Origin of the sequence: Stakelama marina, assembly GCF_018122655.1 — a bacterium.
Classification (GTDB): Bacteria; Pseudomonadota; Alphaproteobacteria; order Sphingomonadales; family Sphingomonadaceae; genus Sphingomonas; species Sphingomonas marina.
Genome location: NZ_JAGRQC010000002.1, coordinates 222,764 through 238,560, shown reverse-complemented (window position 1 = coordinate 238,560; position 15,797 = coordinate 222,764). Strand labels below are relative to the sequence as shown.

General features: G+C 64.7%; 16 protein-coding genes and 1 riboswitch. Of the genes, 7 read left to right on the top strand and 9 right to left on the bottom strand.

Annotated features, from left to right (window positions below; genetic code table 11):
- Positions 1–6 precede the first annotated feature (6 nt).
- Genes J7S20_RS07640 through J7S20_RS07615 form a run of 6 tightly spaced genes read right to left on the bottom strand, consistent with a single transcriptional unit; the run spans position 7 to position 6,196 of the window.
- Positions 7–981, bottom strand: a complete 975-nt coding sequence (locus tag J7S20_RS07640) for a type II secretion system F family protein (protein WP_284053648.1) — start codon at positions 979–981, stop codon at positions 7–9.
- Between the two features lie 51 nt (positions 982–1,032).
- Positions 1,033–2,319: a CpaE/TadZ family protein gene (locus tag J7S20_RS07635; RefSeq protein WP_284053647.1), complete on the bottom strand. Its 1,287-nt coding sequence runs from the start codon at positions 2,317–2,319 to the stop codon at positions 1,033–1,035.
- A complete protein-coding gene (locus J7S20_RS07630; RefSeq protein ID WP_284053646.1) occupies positions 2,319–2,960 on the bottom strand; it encodes a CpaD family pilus assembly protein in 642 nt (213 codons plus the stop codon). The genes J7S20_RS07635 and J7S20_RS07630 overlap by 1 nt, the downstream gene beginning before the upstream one ends.
- A 22-nt stretch (positions 2,961–2,982) precedes the next feature.
- Positions 2,983–4,638, bottom strand: a complete 1,656-nt coding sequence (locus tag J7S20_RS07625) for a type II and III secretion system protein family protein (RefSeq protein ID WP_284053645.1) — start codon at positions 4,636–4,638, stop codon at positions 2,983–2,985.
- Position 4,639: 1 nt separating this feature from the next.
- Positions 4,640–5,674 carry a Flp pilus assembly protein CpaB gene (cpaB, locus tag J7S20_RS07620; RefSeq protein WP_284053644.1) on the bottom strand — a complete coding sequence of 345 codons (1,035 nt, stop codon included), beginning with the start codon at positions 5,672–5,674 and terminating at the stop codon, positions 4,640–4,642.
- A gap of 48 nt (positions 5,675–5,722) precedes the next feature.
- Positions 5,723–6,196, bottom strand: coding sequence for an A24 family peptidase (locus J7S20_RS07615; protein WP_284053643.1), 474 nt, complete (start codon positions 6,194–6,196; stop codon positions 5,723–5,725).
- A 51-nt stretch (positions 6,197–6,247) separates the two neighbouring features.
- Here J7S20_RS07615 and J7S20_RS07610 point away from each other — a divergent pair, with 51 nt between their 5' ends.
- Genes J7S20_RS07610 through mgrA form a run of 3 tightly spaced genes read left to right on the top strand, consistent with a single transcriptional unit; the run spans position 6,248 to position 9,395 of the window.
- Entirely contained in the window at positions 6,248–7,195 is a 948-nt protein-coding gene (locus tag J7S20_RS07610) for an alpha/beta hydrolase (RefSeq protein WP_284054039.1), read from the top strand.
- Positions 7,195–8,304: an NAD(P)/FAD-dependent oxidoreductase gene (locus tag J7S20_RS07605; protein ID WP_284053642.1), complete on the top strand. Its 1,110-nt coding sequence runs from the start codon at positions 7,195–7,197 to the stop codon at positions 8,302–8,304. The genes J7S20_RS07610 and J7S20_RS07605 overlap by 1 nt, the downstream gene beginning before the upstream one ends.
- A gap of 29 nt (positions 8,305–8,333) precedes the next feature.
- The gene (gene mgrA, locus J7S20_RS07600; protein ID WP_284053641.1) at positions 8,334–9,395 is read left to right on the top strand and encodes an L-glyceraldehyde 3-phosphate reductase; all 1,062 of its coding nucleotides are present in this window, start codon (positions 8,334–8,336) and stop codon (positions 9,393–9,395) included.
- A gap of 6 nt (positions 9,396–9,401) precedes the next feature.
- On the opposite strand, the gene rnhA is transcribed toward mgrA, so the two are convergent.
- The 3 genes from rnhA to ispH are packed head-to-tail and all read right to left on the bottom strand — an operon-like array spanning position 9,402 to position 11,753.
- A complete protein-coding gene (rnhA, locus tag J7S20_RS07595; RefSeq protein ID WP_284053640.1) occupies positions 9,402–9,842 on the bottom strand; it encodes a ribonuclease HI in 441 nt (146 codons plus the stop codon).
- Positions 9,839–10,798: a homoserine kinase gene (gene thrB / locus J7S20_RS07590; protein ID WP_284053639.1), complete on the bottom strand. Its 960-nt coding sequence runs from the start codon at positions 10,796–10,798 to the stop codon at positions 9,839–9,841. The genes rnhA and thrB overlap by 4 nt, the downstream gene beginning before the upstream one ends.
- A 4-nt stretch (positions 10,799–10,802) precedes the next feature.
- The gene (gene ispH, locus J7S20_RS07585; protein ID WP_284053638.1) at positions 10,803–11,753 is read right to left on the bottom strand and encodes a 4-hydroxy-3-methylbut-2-enyl diphosphate reductase; all 951 of its coding nucleotides are present in this window, start codon (positions 11,751–11,753) and stop codon (positions 10,803–10,805) included.
- A gap of 118 nt (positions 11,754–11,871) precedes the next feature.
- On the opposite strand from ispH, the gene J7S20_RS07580 reads away from it, so the two are divergent.
- The 4 genes from J7S20_RS07580 to gcvPA all read left to right on the top strand — a co-directional run bounded on the left by J7S20_RS07580 (position 11,872) and on the right by gcvPA (position 15,778).
- Positions 11,872–12,519, top strand: a complete 648-nt coding sequence (locus tag J7S20_RS07580) for a hypothetical protein (protein ID WP_284054038.1) — start codon at positions 11,872–11,874, stop codon at positions 12,517–12,519.
- An 80-nt stretch (positions 12,520–12,599) separates the two neighbouring features.
- Positions 12,600–12,697, top strand: a riboswitch (glycine riboswitch).
- Positions 12,698–12,863: 166 nt separating this feature from the next.
- Positions 12,864–14,006: a glycine cleavage system aminomethyltransferase GcvT gene (gcvT, locus tag J7S20_RS07575; RefSeq protein ID WP_284053637.1), complete on the top strand. Its 1,143-nt coding sequence runs from the start codon at positions 12,864–12,866 to the stop codon at positions 14,004–14,006.
- Positions 14,007–14,009: 3 nt separating this feature from the next.
- The gene (gene gcvH / locus J7S20_RS07570; RefSeq protein WP_284053636.1) at positions 14,010–14,381 is read left to right on the top strand and encodes a glycine cleavage system protein GcvH; all 372 of its coding nucleotides are present in this window, start codon (positions 14,010–14,012) and stop codon (positions 14,379–14,381) included.
- A gap of 38 nt (positions 14,382–14,419) precedes the next feature.
- Positions 14,420–15,778, top strand: coding sequence for an aminomethyl-transferring glycine dehydrogenase subunit GcvPA (gcvPA, locus tag J7S20_RS07565; RefSeq protein WP_284053635.1), 1,359 nt, complete (start codon positions 14,420–14,422; stop codon positions 15,776–15,778).
- Positions 15,779–15,797: the final 19 nt, after the last annotated feature.

The window sequence follows — 15,797 nt, the reverse complement described above, 5'->3', positions numbered from 1 at the left end:
CCTCCCTCAGATCTCGAAATTGACCATCTTGGCCATGATGAATGCACCGATGCCCATCCACACCAGCCCGCCGATGCCGGCGACCATCAATCGCTCGTCGACGAAGAAATTCTGCATGTACGAATTGTTGATCATCCAGATCAGGCCGAACACGATGAACGGCAGCGATCCGACGATATAGGCCGACGCCTTGGATTCGGACGACATCGCCTTGATCTTCAGTTTCATCTGCATGCGCTTGCGCAGCACATCGGCAAGGTTCGCCAGCGTTTCGGCCAGGTTGCCGCCCGTTTCGCGCTGGATGGCGATGGTGATGACGAAGAACTGGAATTCGGGCGTGCCGAGCCGGTCCGCAGTTTCCTGAAGCGCCACATCGAGCGTCCGTCCGATCTTCATCTTGTCCGCGATGGCGCGAAATTCCTCGCCCACCGGACCTTCGATTTCGGCACCGACGACGCCCATCGTCTCGGTGATCGGAAGACCGGAGCGAAGCCCGCGGACGAGCAGTTCGATCGCATCGGGAAACTTGATCGTGAACTTGGTCACCCGGCGCTTGATGAGAAAGCCGACCGCGAAATGCGGCAGGCCGATGCCAAGGAACATCCCGAGCAGCAACGCGAGCAGGAAGGGCGCCCCCTGTGTCCAGAGCATGATCGCCGAAACGGCGACGATGCCGACGGTCGCCATGCCGTACTGGCCGACCGTCCACGTCTTGCCCGTCATGCCGAGGCGTTGTTTGAGGAGCGCGGGGTTGGGCAGGAAGCGCGCCGTTGCGACATCCCATTTGGTCGCGCGGCTGGCGGTGATGCGGCGCATCTGCGCTTCCATCTTCGCCGACGCGGTTTCGGCATGGCGCGTGCGCAGCGATGTCAGCCGGCGCGCGCTCGCGCGCGATGCCGACGGGCCTGAAAAGGCGAATACCAGCATGGCGAGTACGACGAACGCGCCGATGCTCATCATCATGAGCGGCAATATGTTCACGCCGATCCTGCCTCCACTTGCACGCTGCCCGCGACGCCGCGCGGGCGTCGGTTACTTCTTCTTCGCCGCCTTTTCGGGCTTGGGCCGCAGCGCGGTCAGCTTGCCGAGCAGCGATCCGCCCTTGCCCTTCCTGTCATTCTTGCCGGCGCCGGCGTCGCCGGTCTCGCTTACCTCGACGACGCTTTCGGCGAGCTGGATGAGCGGGGCGACAGTTTTCGAATTCTTGCCGGCCTCTGCGACGGGCTTGCCGAGTTTGGCGGCCTGCGCGGTCAGCTTCTGGTCGAAGGGTACGACGAAATCGACCTTGCGCTCGATCGACCCTTCAAAGTCCTTGCGCGAAATCTCCAGCTGGCTGGCCGGATGGACGCGATTGGCGACGATGAACAGCCGGGTTTGCGGCGCGTTCGATTTGAACCATGACAGAATGCGGATCGCGTCGCGTGCTGCGGCCAGCGTGAATTCGGTGACGATCACGGCGGTCTGCACGTCGCTGATGAGCGCGGGATGTTGCACCAGCATCGCGCGCGGCAGGTCGATCACCGTGCATTCGAACGCGTGACGCAGCTCTTCCTGCAACTGGAAGAATGCCGAACCGTCGGTCATCACCGGCGAGTTGATCGGCGCCTCGGCCGACAGCACCGCCAGCTTGTCCGACGCGCGGACCATCGCGCGTTCGATGAACAGGCCGTCGATACGGCTGGGATTCTCGATCGCGTCGGTCAGGCCGCGGCCTGGTTCGAGGTCGAGCGCGAGTGCCCCGGTGCCGAAATGGACGTCGAGGTCGAGGAAACCGGTCGTGCGCCCGCCCTTGTTGCTGAGCAACCATGCGAGCGACGTCGCGATCGTCGAAGCGCCGACGCCGCCGCGCGTGCCGATCACCGCCATCGCGCAGTGCGGCCGGTCGACGGTCTCTTCGGCAAGCTTCGGCGCGGTCAGCGCCGCCTGCGCCTGGACAAAGGCTTCGCGAACCACGTCGGGGTTGAGCGGTTTGAGGAGATAGTCCTGAATGCCGCTCGCAACGAGATCGCGGTACAGCCGGACATCGTTAACCTGCCCCGCGGCGATCACGATCGTTCCCGGTTCGCACACCTCTGCCAGCGCATTGATGTCGTTCAGCGGATCGCCGGATTCGGAAAGATCGACGAACAGGATATTGGGACTCGCCGATACCGAAAGCGTCTGCACGGCATTGCGCAGTCCGCCCTTGTGCACCTTTTCGGGCGACCAGCCCTGTTCGACCGCGATCGGGCGGAGCGCCTCGGCGGTGGTTTCGTCGCATGCAAAGGCGACGAAGGGATCACGCTGCGTTGCGCGGCCCGCTGTCCAGGGAGCATTCATCAGTTGCTGCCTCCGCTCTGCGTGCTTTCGGTCTTCAGGCCATCGGCCCCGGTCGGCTTGGCCTCGCGATAGGTGGTGATCGCCTTGATAGCCGAATCGGTGTCGCTGGTGTCCGCGCCGGCCTGGCCGCGGACCAGATCCTCCGGCCGCGCGACCATTGCCGCGAGATTGGAATTGGTCGCGCAGCCGTAATTGGCGCTGGTATGGCCGTTGAAGTTGAATTCTTCGGCGCCGTCATATTTCGGGCAGTCGGGCACGCTTGCGCGCATGCGCGTGACAACGACGCGCACCGTGCCGTCGGCGATCGGGCCGGGCGTCACCGGCGCGGTATCGCTGAGCAGCAGGCCGTAGCGCGATGCCTCGGTCGCGACCACGTCGCGCGCCGCCGGGGCATAGCCGGTGGGATCATCGACATAGACGCGGTCGCCGTAGCCAAGCCGCATCGAACCCATCCAGCCGGCAAGGCGCTGTGCCTCGCCCGGCGCAAGGCTGTTGCCCTGCGTTGCCAGATCGATGGCATATTCGCTGCGGCTGACGACCGGCTGATGCTGCGATTCGAGACCGCGATAGCCGTTACCCGAACAGCCCGCGAGCAACAGCGCCGAGGCGACCGGTGCGAGGATCGATAGACGCGAAACCATGATGATCTCCTGGACCTTCGGGTTACTGGTTGCTGAAGCCGGGGGCGGGGCTGTGGCCGTCGTCTCCGGCCATCTTGCGCGGTGCGACCGCTGCGGGCTTGTCGTTCTTTTCAGGCAGCTTGGGCCCCGTCGGCAGCGGCGTCGAGGCGCCCAGCGACGGTGCCGGATCGCCCTGCGGCGCCATGGTCGGCATCGGCCGTTTGGTGCCCGATTTGCCGCTTTCCATCTTGCCGAGGAACACACGCTCCAGATCGGTCGGCGCCTTGTAGCCGTCGGTCGGCAGGACGATCTGATCCGGATTGACCGGCTTCACCAGATACGGCGTGATGACGATCATCAGCTCGGTTTCGTTGCGCTGGAACTCGTTCGAGCGGAACAGCGCGCCGAGGATCGGCATGTCGCCGATGCCCGGCGTCTTGTCGATCGAGTTCTGATGGTTGTTCGACAACAGTCCGGCGATCATGAAGCTCTGCCCCGATCCGACCTCGATCGTCGTTTCGGCGCGGCGTGTCGTCAGCGCTGGGATCTGGACGCCGTTCTGCAGCGTCACCGCGCCCGCTGCCGAAAGCTGCGAAACCTCCGGGCGGACACGCAGCGAGATGCGGCCGTCCGAAAGCACCGTCGGCGTGTAGGAAAGGCTGACGCCATATTGCTTGTACTGCACCGATACCGCACCCAGCCCCTGGCTGATCGGGATCGGAATTTCGCCGCCGGCGAGGAACGAGCCCGTCTCACCCGACAGCGCCGACAGGTTCGTCGTGTTGAGCGTCGTCACCTGACCGAGCTTCTCGCCAAGGTCGAGTGCGCCGAGGATATCGAGACCCAGAAGCTTGCCGGCATAGCCGAGCGCCGTCCGCGTGCCACCCTTGCCAAGGTTCGAGAAGTCGAACTTCGTGCCCGTGTTCGGATAGACGAAGTCGCCGATCTTCGGATCATAGGGCAGCGAGATGGTGCCTGCCGGAAAACCGAAGCGCGACGATGCGTCGAGCTGCGGCAGCGACGAGGTGTCGACCGACCCGATCGTTCCGACCGAGCGGCCCGAAGCAACGCCGAACTGGAAGCCGCCGGTGGTGTCGCGAGTCTGGAGGTTATTGCCGATGGTCTTGGCAAAGCTGCGGCTGACCTCGGCAAATTTGACCTGCAGATTGACCTGGAGCGGCACTGCGGTCTTCAGCCGGGTGATGACCTTGGTCTTGTCGCCCACAAACGCCTGGACGAGCTGTTCCGCCTCGGCGGCATCGTCGGGGTTGGCGACGGTGCCGGTCAGGAGAATGACGCCGTTCATCGTGTGCGTTGCGATCTTCGCATCGGGCATCGCGAGCGACAGCATCGATTGCAGCGAGTTGAAATTCTGGCCGACGCGAACCGTGGTCGCATATACGACCGCGCCCGATTTGGACGTGGCGTAGACGTTGGTTTCGCCCGCGCCCTTGGCAAAGATATAGAGCTGGGTGGGCGAGCGGACCTGAACATCGGCGACCTTGTCGTCGGCGACGAAGAGGTCGGACATCGGAGCCGACAGCGTAACCAGCCGGCCACGACCGATGTCGAGCTGAACGACGCTCGTCGGTTCGGGACGCACGGTCTGCGCGCTAGTCGGCGCGGAAGGCGTCGTCGCGGTGGCGATCGCGACGGCGGCTGCCATCGGAACGCTCAGCAGATTGCCCTTGATACGCATCCTAGTTCTTCCCCCCGACCGGAACCACGGTCACGCTGTTGCCTCGCGCAACACGGACGCTGGGTCCCGTCACATTTGCTGAATTCGAACCCGGGAACGGCGCACCGGCAGACGGTGCTGCAGGCCCGTTGAAACCGGAGCTTTGCTGCGCCTTGCCGGGCACAGTGCGGCGCTGGAACCGGGAAACGTCCGCGCCGGTCTGATAACCGCCGCCCGTTACCGGGCGCGCATCGGCGGTTTCGATCATCTTGTCCTCGGCGGCAGGATCGTCGCCGTCGGGCACGGTCACCTTGCCAGAGGCGATCGCCTGTTCGAGATCGGTCGAGCTGTCCGCCAGCGGACGCAGCGACAGCGAAAGCGAACCGAGCGTTTGCGCAACCGCGATCTGTTCCGCGATCTTGGGCGTCGCCTCGACCGTGATCGTCGAATAGGGATCGACGACGGGCTTGCCCTCATCATCGACCGCGTTCGATGTACGCTGGTCGGTGGCCAGCACGCGCAGGTTGCGCAGCACCGTTTCGGAAACCTTGAGCGGCGGACCGTCGCCGCCGCCTTCGACCGACTGGGTCAGGACGAGGTCGACCCGGTCGCCCGGAAAGACGAAGCCCGCAACCGCGCTTTGCGACGAAACCGGTACCGTCACCGCGCGCATGCCGGGCGTCAGAGCGGCCGCCAGGAAGCCCCGGTCACCCGGCTTGACGAGCGAGCCTTGCGTGAGCGGCTGGCCGGCGGGGATGGGGAAACGCACGACCGTTCCCTGAAGCGACTTCAGGTCGGTCTTGTCGCGCAGATAATAGGCGTCGGTGACGAGTTCTTCGGGCCAGGGCTGAAATTTCATCGCCGAAGGATCGAGGATGGTGCCGACGGGCAGCGCCTTCGTCGCCACCAGCACTTCCTTGCCGGGAACGGTGCGGACCTTCTGTTCGGCGGTCGCCGTCGGTGCGGGCGTGCCGACCATCAGGCTGCGCGCCATGAAGGCGGTGAGGGCTGCCACGACAAGGGCGCCAACCAGAAGGATGATCTTCTTTCCATCCATGACGTACGAGGCCTTTCGGAAAATGGTCCGGTTGCTCCGGCGTTAATTTCACCCGAACTGGTTAAATATCGGTTCACGAAAAACGAGCAGCGTCGCGATCGCGATCGCGACGCCGTAGGGAATCTCTGGAACGGCGCGCGAACGGCGCACCCATTTGTCGATCAGCATCAGCAGCGTCAGCACGCCGCCGAGCACCGACATCAGCACCAGCATCCATATGAGCGGCTGGAAGGGCAGCCAGAGCGCCAGCGCCGCGAGCAGCTTCACATCGCCGCCGCCCATCTGGCCGAGCGCAAAAGCGCAGGCGAACAGCGCCAGGACACCGGCGCCAAGTGAGAGCTGAAGCGCCATGTCGGGCCATGGATCGAGGCCGTTCGCAACCCACCAGGCCGGCGCGAGCACCGCAATGGCCAGGTTCTTCCAATTGGCGATTTCGCGCGTGCGTGCGTCCTCGATGCCGGCCGAAACCAGCAGGAGCACGAGCGCGCCGAGCGTCGCTGCAAAGAGATATTCCCCCACCATCGCACCAAATCCCTAGACGCGATGGCTTTCCAAAACGTAACCATGACGCCGATGACTACGCCTTCCTCCCTTCGCCGAACGATTCCCTCCGGTGCTCGGATCAGCGAATGGCGCGCGCCCGATGGCTGGCCGCTGCGGCGATTCGACTGGCCTGCCGAAGCGGGCGCGCAGCGCGGAAGCATTCTCTTCCAGGGCGGGCGCGGCGATATCGTCGAAAAATATTTCGAAACATTTCACCATTGGCACGCCCAGGGCTGGTCGCTGACCTGGTTCGATTGGCGCGGGCAGGGCGGATCGGGTCGAATCACCGACAATCCGCATTGCGGCGATATCGAGGATTTCGCCGATTATATCGGCGACCTGCGCGCCTTTTGGCGCGACTGGGCCGAATCGGCGACGGGCCCGAAGGTGGTGATGGGCCATTCGATGGGCGGGCACCTGATCCTGCGCGGTCTGGTCGAGGGCGCGATTTCACCCGACGCAGCGGTCCTGATCGCGCCGATGCTGGGGCTGAAGGCGCCGATCAACGCGGGGTTCGGCGAATGGCTTGCGCGGCTGATGGGAAGCATCGGAAAGCCGACGCGGCTCGCGTGGAAGGCGAACGAAAAGCCGCACACCACGGCTACCCGCGAAGCGCTTTTGACGCATGACCATGAACGCTATCTCGACGAAATTTACTGGCAGACCGAAAAGCCCGAGCTCCTGCTCGGTCCGCCGAGCTGGCGCTGGTTGATCGAGGCGTTCCGGTCGACACGGGGCTTGCGCGAAAATCCCGCGCTGCCGTTGATGAAGGTGCCGCTGCTCGCGGTGATCGCCGATGCCGACCGACTGGTCGATCCGAAGGCTGCCGCTGCGATCGTCGGCAAATTGCCCAATGCCCGGACCGTGCGATTCGGCGACGAATCGGCGCATGAGATCCTGCGCGAGGTCGATCCGGTTCGCGACCGCGCCATCGCCGCGATCGATGCATTTCTGACGGAACGGGCACCGCCGCTCTGATGCGTACCGATATTGCCATTGTCGGCGCCGGCATGGCCGGAGCGAGTCTGGCGTCCGCAATTCGCGGCCGCGCGCGCGTCGTCCTGCTCGAGGCCGAGGACCTGCCGGGCTATCACGCAACCGGGCGGTCGGCGGCTTTCTGGTCGGAAACCTATGGTGGTCCCGGGGTCCAGCCGCTCACCACCGCTTCGGGCGAATTTCTGCGCAATCCGCCCGCCAGCCATGGCGGAGAAGGATTCCTGACCCGCCGCGGCGAACTGCTGATCGCGAGACCGGGCGACGAGCCGCTGCTCGACCGTTTTCAGGCGGACTTTGCCGGTAGTGGCGTGTCCATCGAAGCGACCTCGGCGCACCGCTTCGTGACCGGAATGAAGGCGGGCTGGGACGCCGCGCTGTGGGGGCCGAGCTGCACCGATATCGATGTTGCGCGCCTGCACGCGGCATATCTGTCCGACGCGCGCCGCCACGGTGTCGAGCTCAGGACCCGCGCAGGGCTTGTCGCGGCGAAGCGCGAGGATGACGGCTGGTCGCTGACGCTTGCCGACGGCACGACACTGCAAACGGCGGTGGTGGTCGATGCGGCCGGGGCCTGGGCCGATTCGGTTGCCAGGCTGGCGGGCGCAGCGCCGCTCGGCATCCAGCCCTATCGCCGCACGATGGTCCAGCTCCGCATCGATCCGCCCGCGCCCGCCGACCTGCCGCTGGTCAGCGACATTCGCGGCGAATTCTATTTCAAGCCCGAACCGGGCGGGCGCTTGTGGCTGTCCCCGCACGACGAAATCCCAAGCGACCCATGCGACGCAGCGCCCGACGAAATCGATGTCGCGCTCGCCATCGAGCGGCTGCAATCGGCAGTCGATTGGCGGATCGAGGCGGTCGAACGCAAATGGGCGGGGCTGCGCAGCTTCGCGCCAGACCGGCTGCCGGTGTACGGCTTCGCGCCCGATACGCCGGGCTTTTTCTGGTTCGCGGGTCAGGGTGGCTTCGGCATCCAGACAGCGCCGGCGGCGGCCGAGATCGGTGCGGCGCTGCTGCTGGGACAGGAGCCCGCGGCGATGGTGGCTGCGATCGACATGGATCGTTATTCGCCCTCGCGCTTTCGTCGCTAGAGTTCGTTTCCATCGATCGAGGAGAACCAATGTCCTTTCCACAGCCCTATGTTGCAGACTCCAACCGCTATGACGGCCGCATGCCCTATCGCCGCTGTGGGCGGTCGGGACTTGATCTGCCGGCGATCACGCTCGGCCTGTGGCAGAATTTCGGCGGAGAGGATGTGTTCGAGACCGGCCGCGCGATGCTGCGCCGCGCGTTCGACCGCGGTGTCACGCATTTCGACCTCGCGAACAATTACGGCCCGCCCTACGGGTCGGCCGAGGAGAATTTCGGTCGCGTCATGGCGTCGGATTTTGCTTCGCATCGCGACGAGCTGATTATCTCGACCAAGGCCGGCTGGGACATGTGGCCGGGGCCGTATGGCGATATCGGCGGCAGCCGCAAATATCTGATCGCGAGCTGCGACCAGAGCCTGAAGCGGATGGGACTCGACTATGTCGACATCTTCTATTCGCACCGCGTCGATCCGAAGACGCCGCTTGAGGAAACGATGGGCGCGCTCGCGACCATCCACCAGCAAGGCAAGGCGCTGTATGTCGGCATTTCCAGCTATTCGCCCGAACTGACGCGCAAGGCCTCGGCTATCCTCGCCGAATACAAGGTGCCGGTGCTGATCCATCAGCCGAGCTATTCGATGCTCAACCGCTGGATCGAGGACGAACTGCTGGATACGCTCGACGATCTCGGCATCGGCTGCATTGCCTTTTCCGCGCTGGCGCAGGGCATGCTGACCGACAAATATCTGAACGGGGTGCCGAAGGATTCGCGCGCGGCGAAAGAAGGCTCGCTCGACCGCGGCATGCTCAGCGACGACAATATCGAACGGCTGCGCAAGCTGAACGCGATAGCCGAAAAGCGCGGCCAGACGCTGGCCCAGATGGCGATTGCATGGGTGCTGCGCGATCCGCGCGTCACCTCTGCGCTGATCGGCGCGCGGACGGTCGAACAGCTCGACGACTCGCTCGACGCGGTGAAGAGCCTCGATTTCAGCGACGAGGAACTGCGCGCGATCGACGAACATGCGCGCGAAGGCGATATCGACAAGTGGAAGATATCGTCGGAAGTGACCGACCTTCCGGAGCGCTGAACCCTGCTAGCTGGCGAGCGCGGCGTCGCTCGCCAGCTTGTCTGCGCGCTCGTTGTCGGGATGCCCGGCATGGCCCTTTACCCAGACCCACTCGACCTCGTGCGGCTTGGCGGCGGCGAGCAGTTCCTGCCATAGCTCGGCATTCTTGACCGGTTTCTTGGCCGCGGTCTTCCAGCCGTTGCGGCGCCAGCCGTGAATCCATTTGGTCAGGCCGTCCATGACGTAGCGGCTGTCGGTCGATAGCGTGACGCGGCACGGGCGCTTCAGCGCGCGCAGCCCTTCGATCGCCGCGGTCAGTTCCATGCGGTTATTGGTGGTGTTCGCCTCTCCGCCCGACAGTTCCTTTTCGGTGTCGCCCGAACGCAGCAATACGCCCCAACCGCCGGGGCCGGGATTGCCCTTGCACGCGCCGTCGGTCGCGATCTCGACATGAGGGAGGTCGGTCATGCGAACAGACCGTCCATGGCGTCATAGGTCTCCAGCCGCCGCCAATAGGCCATCGGGTCCTTGCGCGTGACCATCGCGTCAGCGGGGGTGTTCAGCCAGTCCCAGGCGCGGGACAGAAGAAACCGGATGCACGCCCCGCGCGCCAGATCGACCAGCGCCGCCCGCTCGGCGGCCTCGAAGGGAACGATTTTCTGATAGCCGTCGAGCAGAGCATTACCGATTTCGCGGTCAAAGCGACGACCTTCGTTGTCGAACGACCATGCGCTGTGCATCACCGCAATGTCGTAGGCACGAAAATCGGTGCAGGCGAAATAGAAGTCGATCAGCCCCGTTACGTCGTCGCCAAGCATCAGGACATTGTCCGGAAACAGGTCCGCATGAATAACCGAACGAGGCATTTGGGTTTCGGCTGGCCAAGCGCTCAGCACCTCGTCCAGTTGAAAGCCCAGATCGTCATATAGCCCCTGCGAAATCTCGTTCAGGCTCTTGCCGCATTTGTCGAACAGCGGCTGCCAGTGCTCGACGCCCATCGTGTTCTCGCGGGCAAGGTCGAAATCGGTCAACGCCGCGTGCATCTTGCCCATCGCCGTGCCCGCCGCGCGTGCCTGCTCCGCCGTCGGTTCGCTCAGCGATACGCCGGGCAGAAACCGGATAAGGCATGCCGGACGCCCGCAAAGTTCGTGGATCTCGCGACCCTCGCGGTCGGCAATTGCGGGCGGAACCGGCTGGCCGCGCTCGGCAAGATGGTCGAGCAGCGCCATGAAGAAAGGCAGGTCGGCGGCCGCGACGCGCTTTTCATACAGTGTCAGGATGAAGCGGTCGCGTGTCGTTTCGACCAGATAGTTGCTGTTCTCGACACCCTCGGCGATCCCCTTGAAGGACACGAGTTCGCCGACATCGAAACGGGTCAGAAAGTCGCCCAGCGCTTCGGCGGACACCTGCGTATAAACCGCCATGCGATCAGGCGGCTTCGAGGCCGCGCGGCAGTTTGAAGGCGATGTCCTCCCGCGCGGTTTCGACCTCGCGTTCGATTACCTCGAAGCGCGTGGCGATCCGGTCGACAACCTCGCGGACGAGAAGTTCCGGGGCCGATGCGCCCGCGCTAAGGCCTAGCGAACCAACACCGCGCAGCCATTCGAAATCGAGATCGTCGGCGCGCTGGATCAGCTTGGCATCCTTGCCTTCGCGTTCGGCGACTTCGACAAGGCGCAGCGAATTGGAGGAATTGGGCGCGCCGATGATGAGCACGAAGTCGCACGAGGATGCGATCGCCTTCACCGCCGCTTGCCGGTTGGACGTGGCGTAGCAGATGTCGTCGGCCTTGGGCGCGATGATCTTGGGAAAGCGGCGCTTGAGGACTGCAACGGTCGCCGCGGTATCGTCCACCGAAAGCGTCGTCTGGGTCAGGAAGGCGACATTGTCCGGATCGGCGGGGGCAACCTTTTCGGCATCTTCGACCGTCTCGATCAGCGTCATGTTGCCTTGCGGCACCTGCCCGAAGGTGCCGATCACCTCGGGGTGGCCCGAATGGCCGATGAAGAAAATGTGATAGCCGCCACCCACCAGACGCTCGGCCTGGCGGTGGACCTTCGACACGAGCGGACAGGTCGCATCGACATAGGTCAGCCCGCGCTCGGCGGCCTTGTTCGGGACCGCCTTGGGTACGCCGTGCGCGGAAAAGACCACAGGGGCGTCGTCGGGGACCTCATCCAGTTCGTCGACGAAGATCGCGCCCTTTTCGCGCAGCGAGTCGACGACGAACCGGTTATGGACGATCTCGTGCCGGACATAGACTGGCGCGCCATAGCGTTCGAGCGCGACCTCGACGATGCGGATCGCGCGGTCCACGCCGGCGCAGAATCCGCGCGGCGCGGCGATAAGGAGTTCGATAACGGGTTTCTGGTCGGTCATGTCGTGGATGCCTGTACGCGATTGCTTGCGTGGGGCAAAGCCGGTTCCTATGGTGCGCGCCGCCCCGGGCCGGTGCTTTCCCAGCGCGGCCCGTTCGTTTTGAAAGGTGTGTTTGACCGTGAATTTGCGCAAGACCGGAATCGTCGTCGCCCTGGCGACCCTCCCGCTACTCGCTGGCTGCAAGCGGAGCGGAGAAATCGATCCGACGGGCGGCATCACCGCCGTGCGCACGACCTGCCCGACCGTGGCGGTGCCGGCAGGAACGGGCGACATAACGTTGTTCAATCCGGCCGATGCGCGCACCGCGAACGCCATCGATGTCGTCGCGACCGTGACCAATGTCCGTTCCGATTGCGGCGATAACGGCACCGATGTCGTCACGACGGTCAATTTCGATATCGAGGCGCGGCGCAACGACACCAGCGCGGCACGCGACGTGACGCTTCCCTATTTCATCACCGTGGTCCGCGGCGGGACGGCCGTCATCGCGAAACGCATCAAGCAGGCGACGGTGCATTTCGACGCCGGTCAGGCGCGTGCGCAGGTTTCCGCGCAGGGAACGAGCGTCATCAACCATGCCGCGGCCACGCTGCCCGAGGATGTTCGCGACCGCATCACCAAGAAGCGCAAGGCGGGCGAACAGAGCGCCGCGATCGATCCGCTCAGCGATCCGGCGGTACGCCAGGCGGTGGCTGCCGCGACGTTCGAGACGCTCGTCGGTTTCCAGCTTACGAGCGACCAGCTGAAATATAATCTGACGCGCTGAGGCGCGTCGGTACGCAAGGCCGATTGACTCGGGCGCGCGGCTTGTTCAAGGCTGCGCGTGTCGATGACGGGCAACCGGCATAGGCGCGCGCGGGAGAGTGTATCGGAATTTGCGTTCCGGACCGCCGAAGGAGCAACCGCCCCGGAATCTCTCAGGCTTATGGGACCGCGCGAGCTGTGACACTCTGGAAAGCGGGCAGGGCAGCCGCCCCGTCCCACCGAAGGGGTAAACGGGCGGTCATGGCCGGCCCCGTGAAACTCTCAGGTCGATGACAGAGGGGGTGACAAGGCAGCGGCGCAGTTCGGCGTTTGCTTTGTCGCGTGATCTCTCTGGAAAGGCCTGACGTGGAATCGAACGACGATACCGAGACGCTGAAAACGCTGCCGCTCGACGGATGGCACCGCGCGCGCGGTGGCCGGATGGTGCCGTTCGCCGGGTATCACATGCCCGTTCAGTACGAAGGCGTGATGGCCGAGCATAACTGGACGCGCGAATCGGCGGGGCTGTTCGATGTCAGCCATATGGGCCAGCTCGTCGTCAGCGGGGCCGATGTCGATACCGCGATCGAGGCGCTGATGCCAGGTGACTTCAAAATATTGCGCGAAGGCCGGATGCGTTATTCGCTGCTGCTCGCCGACAATGGCGGAATTCTTGACGACCTGATGGCGGCACGGCTTCCGGCGGAGAACCCGTTCGGCAGCGAAGGATTCTACATCGTCGTCAACGGCGCGGTGAAGTTCGAGGATATCGGCCATCTGCGCGAGCATCTGCCCGATGCGATCACGATCAACCATATGGAGGACCGTGCGCTGTTGGCGCTCCAGGGGCCGAAGGCGGTCGATGCGCTGAACCGGCTCGTGACGGGTGTTGCCGAGCTGGTCTTCATGCGCGGCGCTGCTTTCGACTGGCAGGGTCATGCGCTGTGGATCAGCCGCTCGGGCTATACCGGCGAGGACGGGTTCGAGATTTCGTTGCCGGCGGACGCGGTCGAGGCGTTTGCCGATGCGATCTGCGCAGAGCCCGAGGTCAAGCCGATCGGCCTCGGCGCGCGCGATTCGCTGCGGCTCGAGGCGGGATTGCCGCTCTATGGCCATGACCTCGATCCCGACACGACGCCGATCGCGGCCGATCTGGGCTTTGCGTTGTCGAAGCGCCGGCGCGAGGAGGGCGGCTTTCCCGGCGCCGAGCGCATTCTGACGGAGCGCGAGGACGGCGCGATCCAGAAGCGCGTCGGGCTGATCGTCGATGGTCGCCAGCCGGTGCGCGAAGGCGCCGATGTCGTCGAGGCCGACGGCACGATGGTCGGCCGTGTTACCTCGGGCGGTTTCGCACCGACGCTCGGCAAGCCGATCGCCATGGCATATGTGCCCTGGGCGAACGCCACGCCCGGCACCGTCATCCATCTGTCGCAGCGCGGCAAGATCCACCAGGCGGAGGTCGTCGCGATGCCCTTCGTCCCCCACAATTACGTTCGTGCAGGAGCCTGAGTGATGCCCCGTTATTTCACCGAAGACCATGAATGGATCGATGTGGACGGCGACACCGCGACCGTCGGCATCACCGAATATGCACAGAGCCAGCTCGGCGACATCGTGTTCGTCGAGACGCCCGAAACCGGAAAGCAGTTTTCGAAGGGCGACGAGGCTGCGGTCGTCGAATCGGTAAAGGCCGCTTCCGACGTCTATTCGCCCGTTTCGGGTACGGTGACCGAGGCGAATGGCGAGCTGGAAGACAATCCGGCGCTCGTCAACGACGACCCGGAGGGAGAGGGTTGGTTCTTCAAGCTCAACCTCGCCGACACGGGCGAGTTCGAAGGACTGATGGACGAGGCCAAGTACAAGGCGTTCGTCGACAAGCTTTGATCCCAACCGTCCCTGTCTCAGGGGGCTAGGAGATATTGATGCGTTATCTGCCGCTTACGCCGGACGACCGGACGGCGATGCTTGCCAAGATCGGTGCCGGCTCGGTTGACGAGCTGTTCGCCGACGTGCCCGAACTCGCACGGCTCGACGGCCCGATCCACGATCTGCCCGCGCATGCCAGCGAGATGGCGGTCGAACGGCATATGGCGAAGCTTGCGCGCAGGAACCTGACCGCGGGCGACGGCCCGTTCTTCCTCGGCTGCGGCGCATACAAGCATCACGTCCCGGCGACGGTCGACCACATCATCCAGCGCGGCGAGTATCTGACCGCCTACACGCCCTATCAGCCCGAGATTGCGCAGGGCACGCTGCAGATGCTGTTCGAATTTCAGACGCAGGTCGCGCGGCTGTTCGGCTGCGATGTCGCGAACGCGTCGATGTACGACGGTTCGACCGCGTGCTGGGAAGCGATCACCATGGCCGGCCGCGTGACGAAGCGCAGCCGCGCGGTGCTCTCTTCGGGGCTGCATCCGCATTACGTCTCGGTCGCCAACACGATGGCGAAGTTCACCGGCGACACGCTGGTCACCGCCACGCCCGAACTGACCGCCGAGCCGGACACCGACGCGCTGATCGACCAGATCGACGATGAGACATCGTGCGTCGTGGTCCAGTATCCCGACATTCTCGGCCGTATCGGCGACCTGTCGAAACTGGCCGAGGCGGCGCATGCGAAAAAGGCGCTGCTGATCGCGGTCGTCACCGAGCCGGTCGCGCTGGGCGCGATCAAGGCACCGGGCGAGATGGGTGCCGATATCGTCGTCGGCGAAGGCCAGTCGCTGGGCGTCGGGCTGCAGTTCGGCGGACCCTATGTCGGGCTGTTCGCCTGTTCGCAGAAACTCGTGCGGCAGATGCCGGGGCGGCTGTGCGGCGAGACGGTCGATGCCGAGGGCAAGCGCGGTTACGTGCTGACGCTGTCGACGCGTGAGCAGCATATCCGCCGCGAAAAGGCGACGTCGAACATCTGCACCAATTCGGGGCTGTGCGCGCTCGCCTTCTCGATTCACATGACGCTGTTGGGCGAGAAGGGGCTGCGGCAACTGGCTGAGATCAACCATGCGCTCGCCTGCAAGGCTGCCGACCGGCTGACGCAGGTACCGGGCGTCGAGCTGGTCAACGGCGCGTTCTTCAACGAATTCACGGTGAAGCTTCCTGCCGAAGCGCGCCCTGTCGTTCGCGCGCTCGCCGACAAGGGCATGCTCGCGGGCGTGTCGCTCGGCCGGCTCTATCCGGCGGAGGATGCGCTGGCGGGCGGGCTGGTCGTGGCGGTGACCGAGACCACGACCGAGGACGATATCGAACAGCTTGCGGCAGCGCTGAAGGAGGTGCTGGCATGACCATCAACCAGAGCGGCTG